Origin of the sequence: Clostridium sp. OF09-36, from assembly GCF_003481985.1 — a bacterium.
Classification (GTDB): Bacteria; Bacillota; Clostridia; order Lachnospirales; family Lachnospiraceae; genus Brotaphodocola.
In genome coordinates, this window is sequence record NZ_QUMD01000007.1 from 156392 (window position 1) to 168200 (window position 11809).

Sequence of the window (11809 nt, forward strand, 5' to 3'; positions counted from 1 at the left end):
ATCGTGATTTCATCACACATGCCGTTCGCCGGAAATCTGCTTGCAGATTTCCGGCTCACTTTCGCTCATCCTATTCGCACTACATCAGGTTCCGGATATCATTAAAAAGGACCAGAACCATAAGCGTCATCAGCACTGCCATACCGGCCATATGCACCATGCCCTCTTTTTCCGGGTCGACCGGCTTTCCGCGCACCAGCTCAATGAGCAGGAACACGAGACGTCCGCCATCCAGGGCCGGGATCGGCAAAAGATTCATGATCCCGAGGCTGGAGCTTAAAAGCAGAACCCAGTTTGCCAAGACCAAAACCACAGCACGGGCACCGATCTGGCGCCCCTCCTGCACAGTTTCCCCTACCATGTTCACGATACCGACCGGACCGGTCACAGCCTCCTCAGCACGGATCTGATGCCGGAACAGCATACCAAGACTGTCCATCGTGGACATGACACAGTATTTTACCTCATAGGCACTGTAGTGAATGAGCGGCCAAAGTCCGTGTACCTTCTGGTAGCCGCCAAACTGGACACCCATCATGTAGGAGTTGTATTCCTCGCTAAAGCGCGGGGTCAGAACCACCATACCGGAGGTCGGACCATCGTTCTTCCCTGCTGCTTCTGCAGAAGCTCCGGCTTTGTTGCCTGTTGCCGTTTCCGCAGAGTTTCCTGCTTCTGTGCCGGCCAGACCGGAGGAAGGTCTTGTAAACTGCACCTTCATCTCCTGTCCCGGGTGGGAAAACGTATACAGCATGATATCCCGGTACGCCGTAATGTGGCGTCCGTTGATCTTTGTGATGCAGTCACCTGCCTGCAGTCCTGCCTCCTCAGCCGGGCTGCCTTCCATAACCCCGGTTAAGACCGGAGCGTCGTGGCCCACCTGTGCTACAATGATCATGGCAAATAAAAATGCCAGGATAAAGTTAAATACCGGCCCCGCCGCGATCACCGCGATGCGGGATAATACCGGCTTATTGTTAAAAGCCTTCGGGTCCGGATTTTCTGCGTCCTCTCCCACCATCATGCAGGAACCTCCAAACGGAAGCGCCTTGATGGAATAGCGGGTCTCGCCTTTTTGAAAACTGACCAGGCGCGGTCCCATGCCGACCGAGAATTCCACAACTCCGATCCCGCTGCATTTTGCCAGCAGAAAATGTCCGAATTCGTGCACCAGTACGATAAATCCAAACAGCAGCACTGCTGCAAGAATGTTCAGCAAACTACCACCTGCTTTCTATATATTCATAAGTTTCCCGCTCTGCGGCAAGAATCGCATCTACATCCGGGTTTTCCACGACCTTGTGATGCTCCATGGCACCCTCGATCATATCGATGATGGTCAGGTAGGAAATCTCGCGATTTAAGAATTTCCCTACAGCATACTCGTTTGCCGCATTGTAAACCGTCGGAAGGGAACCGCCGCGTGTTCCTGCTGCATAAGCAAGCTTTAAGCCACGGAAGACTTCCATATCCGGGTTCTCAAACGTAATTCTTCCCAGCTTTGCAAAATCCAGACGCTCTCCCGGCAAAAACTTCCGCTCCGGATAATAGAGGGCATACTGGATCGGCAGCTTCATATCCGGAGTGCCAAGCTGCGCAATGACTGCACCGTCCTCAAACTCTACCATAGAGTGAATGACACTCTGTGGCTGGACTACCACCTGGACCTGGTCCATCTCCACGCCAAACAGCCAGCGCGCCTCCATGACCTCCAGACCCTTGTTCACCATAGTCGATGAATCGATCGTAATCTTTCTTCCCATGGTCCAGTTTGGATGCTTTAAGGCATCCTCCGGGCGCACACCTGCCAACTGTTCTTTCGTCCAGCCACGGAACGGACCACCGGATGCCGTTAACAGGATCTTGTGGATCGCTTTTTTGTCTTCGCCGTTTAAGCTCTGGAAAATAGCACTGTGCTCGCTGTCGACCGGAAGGATCTTCACACCAACCGCTTTTGCAAGCGGCATGATGATATGTCCTGCCGTTACCAGCGTTTCCTTATTTGCCAGCGCAATATCTTTTCCTGCCTTCATGGCTGCGATCGTCGGGCGGATGCCGATCATGCCTACGATCGCTGTTACTAAAATCTCTGACTCTGGCTGGACGGCCACCTCCAAAAGACCATCCATGCCGCTTACCACCTTCACGGAAAGATCGGCAATGTTTGTTTTTAATTCTGCCGCTTTCTTCTCATCCCATACGCACACCAGTGTCGGATGGAATTTGCGGATCTGCTCCTCGAGCAGTACAATGTTACTTCCGGCTGCCAGGGCCGTTACCTGAATATCCTGATTGTTCTCCACGACTTCCAGGGTCTGGGTACCGATGGAGCCGGTAGAACCTAAAATCGCTATACGTTTCATTTGTATCTCCTTTTCCAGCCTGTATTATGCAGACTGGCATATAATTTTCAATACGGACGATCAAAACAGAGTCCTGTTACGGCAAAAATAAAAGCGCAAAGAAAATCGCCGGAGCCGTAAACAGCATACTGTCGAACCGGTCCAGGATTCCGCCATGGCCCGGGATCAGGTTGCCGTAATCTTTGATGTTATGGTTCCGCTTGATGGCAGAAGCCGCCAAGTCCCCGATCTGGGAGATGACAGCCGCAATGGCACAGGACAGCGTGCATGCCAGTCTTGGATACATCAGCTCTGTCATGTGTCCGCCAAATACCGTGGCAAATAAGAAGCCTAAAAGTGCTGCGCCTGCTACACCGCCCACGGCCCCCTCAATGGACTTTTTCGGGCTTAAGACAGGAGCCAGCTTATGTTTTCCAAGCAGCATACCAACACAGTAGGCGCTGGTATCGCAGCCCCAGGAGCTTAAAAAGATCAGCCATACCAGATACTTTCCGTCTCCCATGGCACGCACCTGGTACAGATAGGACAGCATCACCGCCACATAGAAGACGCCAAAAAAGGATTCTGCCACCTCTTCTGTCCGGTATTTTGGGAAGGTAAACACGTAGATCGCCATCATGACCATAAGTGCAGCAATTGCCATCAGAGTCACATAATGATGCCCGTCAAACCACACCAGCCCATAATACGAAACCGCTGTCAGATACCCAACGATTCCCATGGCGTTCTTTTCAATTTTCAGCACCCGGTACAGCTCAAACAGGCCGATCAGGGAGATCAGCGCTGTCACTCCGTACAACAGTGCTCCGCCCTTTCCCACTACTATAATAGCAAGAATGACGAGAATAATACCGCTTACAAGCCGTTTTGTAAACATACGGTTTCCTCCTTATGCCTGTTTTACCCCGCCGTAACGCCGGTCGCGTTTATTGTAGGCCATGATTGCTTTTTCCAGCTCTTCCTGGTCAAAGTCCGGCCACAGGCAGTCTGTCACATAAATCTCGGTATAGGCAAGCTGCCACAGCAGATAGTTGGAAAGCCGGATCTCGCCGCTGGTGCGGATCAGAAGATCCGGGTCTGGCATTCCGGCAGTATCCAGATACGATGCAACAACCTGCTCGGTAATCTCCTCCGCACTCTGTTTTCCTGCCAGACAGTCCTCAGCCAGCTTTTTCACTGCACGGGTGATCTCATCCCGGCCGCCGTAATTGACCGCGATCACGAACGTCAGACCGGTATTGTCTTTTGTTTCTGACTCCAGACGGTTAATGCCATCGATGATGTCCTGGTCGAAACGGGTACGGTCCCCGATCATCTTAACCCGGACATTGTTGGCAGAAGCTACTTTTAACAGACGCACCATATAAAAACGGAACAGCTGCATCAGCGCACCGACTTCCTCTGCGGAGCGCTTCCAGTTTTCCGTGGAAAAGCCATACACTGTTAAATATTCAATTCCCATGCGGGCTGCGATCTCTACGGTTTTTTCTACCGTCACACAGCCTTCCTTGTGTCCCATGGAGCGCGGCAGACCGCGTTTTTTCGCCCAGCGGCCGTTGCCGTCCAGGATCAGGGCCACATGCTTTGGGATCACCATTCCCTCTAATTGTCCAGACATAATATTCCTCCCATGATCAATACAAAGAAAAGGGGGAAGATTGCTCTCCCCCTACCCTTTTCAGATTTTGTAACTGCCTTGTGTCTCACAGTTACCCATTTCTATTGCTGCTTGTCGGTTTTGCAGCCAGCAAGGGACTAGACAGTCATGATCTCCTTGGTCTTTGTCTCGATGGCCTTGTCCACTTTCTCGATCATCTTGTCAGTGATCTTCTGGATCTTCTCTTCGCCCTGCTTTAAATCATCCTCGGAGATGTCTCCTGCTTTTTCCATTTTCTTGATGCTGTCGATGGCGTCACGGCGGATGTTACGGATCGCAACCTTCGCACCTTCCCCTTTTTTCTTTACATCCTTTGCAAGATCTTTACGGCGCTCCTCGGTTAACTCCGGGAATACCAGGCGGATCACGTTACCGTCGTTGGTCGGGTTGATGCCCAGATCAGAAACCAGGATTGCTTTCTCGATCTCCTTTAACAGATTCTTCTCCCACGGCTGGATCACGATCATGCGTGCCTCCGGTACGCTGACGTTGCCGACCTGCTGGAGCGGGGTCGGGGTTCCGTAATAGTCTACACGGATGCGGTCCAGTACATGCGGGTTAGCACGTCCTGCGCGGATGGATGCATACTCGTCGAGCAGCACATCCAGAGATTTCTCCATTTTGTCCTCGTATAACTTTAAGTGTTCCTGCATAGTGTCCTCCTGTTAATCGACGGTCACGATCGTGCCGTTTATTTTTCCCTGCATTGCGTTTGCAATGCTGTCTTTTTCATTTAAATCGAATACTGCCATAGGCATTTTGTGCTCCATGCACATGATGGATGCGGTCAGGTCGACCACAGCAAGCTTTTTGTCGATGACCTCCTGGATGCTGATGGTGTCGTAGCGCTTTGCATCCGGGTTCTTGGCCGGATCGCTGTCATACACACCGTCGATGGATTTTGCAAGCAGAATGCAGTCTGCGTCCATCTCCACTGCACGCAGGGTAATACCGGTATCGGTAGAGAAATACGGATGTCCGGTGCCGCCTGCAAAGAATACAACTTTGCCTTCCTCGAAATAGCGGTTTGCCTTATCCTTGGAAAACAGCTCTGTCACAGCACCGCAGACAAACGGTGTCAGAACCTCTGTCTTCATGCCTGCGTTGCGGAAGATTTCCGAAACATAAATGCAGTTCATGATGGTAGCCAGCATGCCGATCTGGTCTGCTTGGTGCGCTCGATCGCGTCGCTGGTGCGTCCTCTCCAGAAGTTACCTCCTCCGATAACAATGCCGACCTGCACGCCTGCATCTACGGAAATTTTCACCTGTCTGGCAACCTCTTTGACTGTATCTTCGTCAAAACCGGTTTTTTTCGGTCCGGCAAGTGCTTCACCGCTTAACTTCAAAAACACTCGTTTCATATCCATATGGTCAGATTTCTCCTTTTTAAATTCTAACGGTATCATACCATATCTTGCAGGTTTTGAAAAGAGAAAAAAAACTTGTCATCCTCTGTCAGGTCTTTCCGCTTCACGCACACCGACGCACAGTAATCCGCAAGCTGAAATTCCCGGAAATGGTACTGGCTGCCATGTATCCCGGCGAGCCTTGGCGTTTTTCCAGGCTCTATGGCAAAGCTGTCAAGGGCCATCGCCATGCCCTTCCCATCCACTTTCAGAAAACTTTCTTTTAGCGTCCACAAGCGGCTAAATAACAGATCCTGTTCTTCCTGCGTCTTCGCAGACAAAAGAAGCTGCTGCTCGCAAGGAGCAAAGAAACGCCTGGCTACATCCATGCGGGCCTTCTGTTTCCGCTCCACATCGCATCCGACCGGGCAGGCCTGCCCTTCCCCGGCAGCAGAAAAAATGGATGTCCCAGCGCATCCGGATTCCTTTTTGGCTTTCTGGCATGTAAAGGCAGCCATGACCATGGCACCGGAATGCGACAGGTTAAACTGGATCCCCGGATGGTTTTTCAGGCAGGGTTTCCCATTTTCAACCGTACCAAATTCTTCCTCCCGCTCCTTCAGTCCAAACTGGCTTAACCCATGATCCAAAAGAAGCCCCGCACCAAGAGACAGGCGTTTGTCTGCGTCGTAGCGGAGCTTTTCTATTTTGTTCTGTCTTGCTGTGGAAAGACGGCTTTTTAAAGATGCTTCCTGTGAAACCGTGATCGGATCATCCACACGCATCATATATACATATACTTCCATAGGATTTTGCCTCCTCATCCCCCGGATTTTATCTGATTATCCCGCCGCAGTGCGATCCTCGCGGCGCGTTTTTGTTTCATAGGACACAATTTCCTATGAAACGACGAAATGACCGGTTGGGGAACCGGTCATTTCAGGAGAAGGTATTTCGTTTTGTTGCAAAAACTATATAATGTATTGGGGGATTTACGTCCATTATAGTATCATACCAGAAGCGAAAAGTGTGCACAAACTTGACAAATTTTGTCATGTTTTCTTGTGCATATTATCCAATTCAAATCATTAAGCTTTCCTGCGATACCTTTTTCCCCCTTTACTCTGCCGTCATTTGATGGTGCTGTGCCAGATAATGCATCCTTTTTTGCTGGTACATAGCCTGGTCAGCCTTGTGAAGCAGCGCTTCTAAGTCCACCGGACCGTGTTTAGCCGGAACCCGTACAATACCAAAGCTGAAATTTTTCTCATAGGGCTTGTCCGATTGCTTCGCAAAATCATGCTGGATCCAGTACATTTTGCTGTACGCAACCTCCTTTGGGCAATCCTTCAGGATAATACAGAATCATCACCGCCAAGACGGGCAAACAGGTCGTTTTCGCGCGTGCCTTCTTCACGGAATCGACAAAATGGCGGAGATAGCAGTCTCCCTCACTGTGGCCATAGTTGTCGTTGATGTATTTCAAATGGTCCAGGTCACAGTAACAAAACACCAGCTCTGCCTCCGTCTGCAGCAGCTGCTCGATCTCCCGCTGGAAATAATAGCGGTTTCCTATCTGCGTCAGCGGATCGAGGGATGCCTGCTGCTTTTCCTGCTGTGCCTCCTCGATCAGCACACCCTCGCGCTGCTTTAACTGCTCTGTCATGGTATTGAACGCCTCTGAGAATTCGCCCAGGTACGATACCTTCTGGGAGTAATCTCCCTTCGCTACCTGCTTTGCCTGCCAGGTCAGGTGATTTAAATTCGCGTGGATATTCTTTAAGTTTTCACAGAGAAAATTATCTCTCCCCGGTGCCTCTGCCGAAAGGGTTCCGTTTGACAGCGCAGCCGAATATGCCTTCATCTCCTGCACGGCACGGTCCAGATACTGCAGACCCATGCCAAGCTTTTTGAAGGGCTCATCCAGACGTTCCAGATCCAGCGGCTGTGGCTTCGCATCATACAAGATGCTTCTCAGATATTCAAATAATAAGTCACAATTTCGTTCATCGTCCATACACCAAGCTCCTGTTTTCATCACTGTTTTGCATTCCCGCCATGGCTGCTTTCCCAGTCCGGTTATGCCCCATGCTGCGCTTTATTCTGTAACCTCAGCCCGGAAACGGCACACACGGTCCCCGGTTGCCCAGCAGTCCACCTCGATCGCCTCATATTTTTTCCCGGAATAGGTCGACAGGATCCCGGAAATAAAGCCTTCATCATAATTGCAGACTGTCTCCCCGAGTACCGGAAGGCCAGAGCAGTCTGCATCCTCCGATACAGTCAGGATGATCTCACCGGTTTCCTCATTGATATCTTCAATGCGGAGCACCCCGATCTTTAATTCGGAAAGCTTCTGCTGGAGTCCGCCTACGAACTGGTCTAACGGAAGCGTCAGGTCCAGGAAATTCTTTGCAAAATATTCGCCCGCCTTCCATCCGGCCTTCCGGAAGATATCGATCTGGGTTTCTTTTCCAAACCGTCGGATAAGCTCGTCCTTCATAGAATATTCCAGCATCCGGTATACCATGACCGGAAGCTCATCTCCCAGGTTTCCACGGCTGTCTGGGTCATACTGTAAATACTCACCGAAGCTGATCGGTTTTTTGTCCGCAAGAAAAATATTGTCTGTCATATCCGTTCACGTTCCTTCTTTCCTGTTTCTTAACAAAATTTTTATTATACAAAATTCGCAATTATCTGTCTATTAAATGCCTCAAAAATATGCTGCTGGAATTCCTCCGATATACCGATCCCGTTGTCTTCTACGGAAATCTCAGTGATACACCAGCCTTCCTTTTCGTGCGGAAACGTCCCGGGTTTTCCTTTTCATAAACCGGATAGCAGGCTGTGAAAATATGTCCCCAGGTCGTATCCTATCCATGATCTCCTGGGAATATACGGTCTCACCGGATAAGGCCGTATCGATATAAGGGATCATCTCGTCCTCGATGAGTGTGCCCGGATAGGCAAAATCCTCCGCTGACAGGTTCAGACCGTCAATATGATAGACTAGCTTTCCTTCGTCATTGCGCTTTGCCGTATAAAGGTAGCGGACCGACCGCAGCATCCGAAGATCATTGAGCGCGCCGGGTCTGCACCCTATGCGTAGCTATAGCTCTGGTTGATGCTGATCTCGACCGCTCCGTTTTCCTCAGCACGGGTCTGTCTTCCATTCATAACTTCCTGGAAGCAGGACAGCATCTCTTCTTTTAATTCCTCCAGGGTCTTTTCCCCCCGGATGCTGGCACTGGTATCCACATCAATGATCTCATACAGTGCCTGCGCCGTATCGTGGTTTCCTGTGATCTTTATGACCGGTGTGACCGGATTTCCAATCGGGTTGCCCAGTCCTGTTGTAAAAGCAACCAGAGTTGCACCCGCAGCCACTAACGCCGTGACATTTAACACATCGGACGCAGCCGCATTTACAAAATACAGACCTTTTTTATCGATCCACTGGCCATACTCATAACAGCCGTCAAACGGTCTGGAACCCGCCTTATGGATACAGCCCAGTGACTTCTCGGTAAGCGTGGTGATACCTCCCGCCATATTGCCCGGGGAAGGATTCCCGCAGCGCACATCCTGCCCGGATTCTGCATAGCGGTTCCGCTCCCAGTCAATGATGGCCTGGTAGATCTGCTCTCCGATCTCTGGGGTTCTTCCGCTTTTTCGCAAAATATGTTCAGCACCAATGGCCTCAGCCGTCTCACTCAGGATCGCCGTACCTCCCGCATCGATCACCTCATCGGTGACCAGCCCCAGCACAGTGTTGGAAGAAAAGCCGGAGGTCGGGTCAGAGCCGCCGCACTCCAGCCCCAGGATCAAGTCAGAAAGATCTGCCTCTGTTCTTAGAACCGCAGCTGCCTCCTGCTGCAGCTGGCGGACCAGAACACTTCCCTTTTCTATGGTTTTTCCAAGGCCTCCCTCTGCCTGGATTCCCACATAATGAACTGGCTTTTCTGACTTTTTCCAGATTGCCTCCCGGTACTGCTCCTCCTTAATAAACTCGCAGCCAAGCCCTACGATCAGGACACCGTATACATTGGCATTCGCCAAAATCCCAGACAAAACGTCCATCATCACTACCATATCCTTCGGGTTCAAGCCACAGCCAACCGGGTTTGGAAGGAATACTGCGTCACAGGCTGCTGCGATCTTTTTTGCTGCTATTTCCGCACAGATCACGCCAGGCATGACCACCACATGGTTGCGGATCCCTACTTTTCCGTCTTTTCGAAGATACCCCTGGAATTTCATATCATTTCACCTCCGGATAATCGCTGATATTGTGTGTATGTACCCATGCTCCCGGCTCGATATCCGCCAATGCACGGCCAATATTCTCCCCGTATTTCAACACCTGCTCTCCCTGCTTCACTGCTTTTACCGCGGCCTTATGGTACTTTGGAATGTCCTCCAGCGCAGGAAGCGTATGAATCCCGCCTGCGTCCCTCCAACAAAGCATCTGTCCCCCCTTTACCAGCTCTGTTGTCATGATCACATGGTCATTTTCATTTACGATCATTGCGTTAGTCTGTAAGTTTTCCATAGCTTCTCCTTTCTTGCGATCAGTCCATCCTTCAGCTTTTCTAGTCTCGTCCATAGTGTGTCTCCCATCATCTTAAGCATATATTTTATAAGGCTTCTGCCTTCCTCAGGATCAGGTCTGCGCTCCCAAAATCGATCACGTTTAAGTGTGCCAGTTTATTTCTGGCATCCCGGAAGCATTCCATTTCCTGATACTCACTGCTGCTTACGTGGATCAGCTGGTTTCCCACCATATAAATAAGCATTCCGATCTCGACCTCCTCCGGGGTTGTTACCTTCTGTCCATAAGAATTGCTGACCGGAAGTGCCTTCTGGATCGCATCCTTATGTTTTTTTATAAAAGAGCTCCGGTATTTTTCGATGACCGGAAATTTATTTGGGATAGATCCGGCACCAATGCGTCTGTCAGATGCTGCAGCTTTTCCAGATCACACTTCAGGCCTTCTACAGAATTTGTCTTTTGCATGCTCTATCTTCCCCTTCTGTTTTATTAGAATCATTATACCCTTCTGTCCGGGCATCGTCAACAAACATGGCCGGCGCAAAAAAAGAAAAGGAATTTCTTTTTCAGAGCGGCATCAAAATGACCTGACACCATGAAAAAGAAATTCCATTTCATGTTTTCGTGTATTACAACGGCAATTGAACCGCCTAAGATTCACGCTCACTATCCTAACTATATGAGGACAGATCCAATTCCGCACCACAGGCGCAGGTTACCGTTCTGGAAATCCCCATGCTATTCGGCACAAAATAGTATCCATATCCTCCGCCAAACGCGCCAAAGCTCTGGCAGCCTCCGGCCGTGCGGTATCTGCATTTATGCTCCCGCTGCCATTTGGCGATCTTTAAGGCATCGTCCTTCAAGAATCTTTTCACCTCTTTTGCGTGATTGGTCTCCTGTGTAAAGACAATTGATTAACTGTCTCATAATCGGTTTCCTCCCTTTGCTTTTTCTATTATACACGCTTATGTTGTAAATAGCAGTCAGCCGCTAGTTGAATGAATTGACAGGGTATAAATTTCAAGAGGCTGCCTCATCACGAAGCAGCCTCTCTTCTTATGCGATTATTATTTTTCTTGCCTAACCTTTTTTCCAACTTAAAAACCGGATGCTTTCTTCTCCATTTCTGCATCCAGAACCGCTCTTAATTCCTCTGCAGTGCCAACACGGGCACCCTCAAAGCGACCGTTATTACCGTTGATCTCATTCAGCCACTTCACGCCAAGCGCCTGCTTCCTCCCAGCGGTGGAGATTCGGCGTATGGTCATCAATAAGGATATCTGCCGTGCTGAGCTTCCGATGCAGCATAGCTTCGATGAACTCCGCCTTGTTTTTCCCATACGGCACGAACAGGCAATGCGCTGAATCAATCTCCGGAAGATACTTGTCCAGCCACTTTTTCTTTTCCAGAAGTGCTCTGGTGTCCGTATAATACGAGGACAGAATATAAATGTTCTCACCAGCCTTCATTGCATCTCGCATGAAATCCAGCAACTCCACTTCCGGCTCCAAATCAGCATAATATCCCGGCTTTCTGGTTTCCTCAACCGGCACATCGCGCCACTTGGCAATCGTGCCATCCATATCAAAATAAACCCGCATCTCACTCTTTAATTTCATTTTCTCTGCTCCTATCTGTTCAAAATCATAACAGATTCTGTGTAAAGTCGCAAGAGATTATCCCGATATCCGCATGTTTTTTTCCAAAATGCGAACTGTTAGTATACCACATATAGTAATTTCTATTATCATATCGCAATATATGGTTTATTCTCATGATCGAGTAGGAGGCGGCTATCGCCGCCGACCTCTCACACCACCGGACATGCGGTTCCGCATCCGGCGGTTCAGTTAACTTGACACTTGCACAAAGTACGTTTCCGCAG

Annotated in this window: 16 protein-coding genes and 1 pseudogene; all 17 read right to left on the bottom strand. The window is 49.9% G+C overall.

The features are described from left to right. Window positions 1-79: 79 nt before the first annotated feature. The gene (locus DXA97_RS08105) at window positions 80-1216 is read right to left on the bottom strand and encodes a site-2 protease family protein (RefSeq protein ID WP_347561504.1); all 1137 of its coding nucleotides are present in this window, start codon (window positions 1214-1216) and stop codon (window positions 80-82) included. A 1-nt stretch (window position 1217) separates the two neighbouring features. Continuing rightward, on the bottom strand, window positions 1218-2360 hold the full coding sequence (locus DXA97_RS08110) for a 1-deoxy-D-xylulose-5-phosphate reductoisomerase (protein WP_118719368.1): 1143 nt from the start codon (window positions 2358-2360) through the stop codon (window positions 1218-1220). A gap of 76 nt (window positions 2361-2436) precedes the next feature. After that, on the bottom strand, window positions 2437-3237 hold the full coding sequence (locus tag DXA97_RS08115; protein WP_118706034.1) for a phosphatidate cytidylyltransferase: 801 nt from the start codon (window positions 3235-3237) through the stop codon (window positions 2437-2439). 12 nt (window positions 3238-3249) lie between these two features. Continuing rightward, window positions 3250-3978, bottom strand: coding sequence for an isoprenyl transferase (locus tag DXA97_RS08120; RefSeq protein WP_118719370.1), 729 nt, complete (start codon window positions 3976-3978; stop codon window positions 3250-3252). Between the two features lie 137 nt (window positions 3979-4115). Further along, complete coding sequence (frr, locus tag DXA97_RS08125) at window positions 4116-4670, bottom strand: ribosome recycling factor (RefSeq protein ID WP_118540426.1); 555 nt, start codon at window positions 4668-4670, stop codon at window positions 4116-4118. A gap of 12 nt (window positions 4671-4682) precedes the next feature. After that, window positions 4683-5386: pseudogene (pyrH, locus tag DXA97_RS08130) on the bottom strand (UMP kinase). A 35-nt stretch (window positions 5387-5421) separates the two neighbouring features. Beyond that, entirely contained in the window at window positions 5422-6171 is a 750-nt protein-coding gene (locus DXA97_RS08135) for a 4'-phosphopantetheinyl transferase superfamily protein (protein WP_182436835.1), read from the bottom strand. Window positions 6172-6484: 313 nt separating this feature from the next. Further along, a complete protein-coding gene (locus DXA97_RS21520) occupies window positions 6485-6682 on the bottom strand; it encodes a diguanylate cyclase (protein ID WP_118719374.1) in 198 nt (65 codons plus the stop codon). Further along, window positions 6663-7382: a diguanylate cyclase gene (locus DXA97_RS21525; protein WP_182436836.1), complete on the bottom strand. Its 720-nt coding sequence runs from the start codon at window positions 7380-7382 to the stop codon at window positions 6663-6665. The genes DXA97_RS21520 and DXA97_RS21525 overlap by 20 nt, the downstream gene beginning before the upstream one ends. 81 nt (window positions 7383-7463) lie before the next feature. Next, the gene (locus tag DXA97_RS08150) at window positions 7464-8000 is read right to left on the bottom strand and encodes a V4R domain-containing protein (RefSeq protein WP_118719378.1); all 537 of its coding nucleotides are present in this window, start codon (window positions 7998-8000) and stop codon (window positions 7464-7466) included. Window positions 8001-8141: 141 nt separating this feature from the next. Then, a complete protein-coding gene (locus DXA97_RS08160; RefSeq protein WP_243107590.1) occupies window positions 8142-8435 on the bottom strand; it encodes a hypothetical protein in 294 nt (97 codons plus the stop codon). Between the two features lie 32 nt (window positions 8436-8467). Continuing rightward, window positions 8468-9628, bottom strand: a complete 1161-nt coding sequence (locus DXA97_RS08165; RefSeq protein ID WP_118719380.1) for a UxaA family hydrolase — start codon at window positions 9626-9628, stop codon at window positions 8468-8470. 1 nt (window position 9629) lies between these two features. Beyond that, a complete protein-coding gene (locus DXA97_RS08170; RefSeq protein WP_118719382.1) occupies window positions 9630-9974 on the bottom strand; it encodes a UxaA family hydrolase in 345 nt (114 codons plus the stop codon). 31 nt (window positions 9975-10005) lie between these two features. Continuing rightward, complete coding sequence (locus tag DXA97_RS20135) at window positions 10006-10164, bottom strand: hypothetical protein (RefSeq protein ID WP_182436837.1); 159 nt, start codon at window positions 10162-10164, stop codon at window positions 10006-10008. A 427-nt stretch (window positions 10165-10591) separates the two neighbouring features. Next, window positions 10592-10786: a hypothetical protein gene (locus tag DXA97_RS08175; RefSeq protein WP_118726331.1), complete on the bottom strand. Its 195-nt coding sequence runs from the start codon at window positions 10784-10786 to the stop codon at window positions 10592-10594. Between the two features lie 234 nt (window positions 10787-11020). Further along, a complete protein-coding gene (locus DXA97_RS21530; RefSeq protein ID WP_279221141.1) occupies window positions 11021-11143 on the bottom strand; it encodes a hypothetical protein in 123 nt (40 codons plus the stop codon). Beyond that, the gene (locus DXA97_RS08180) at window positions 11127-11543 is read right to left on the bottom strand and encodes a hypothetical protein (protein WP_118719386.1); all 417 of its coding nucleotides are present in this window, start codon (window positions 11541-11543) and stop codon (window positions 11127-11129) included. The genes DXA97_RS21530 and DXA97_RS08180 overlap by 17 nt, the downstream gene beginning before the upstream one ends. Window positions 11544-11809 lie beyond the last annotated feature (266 nt).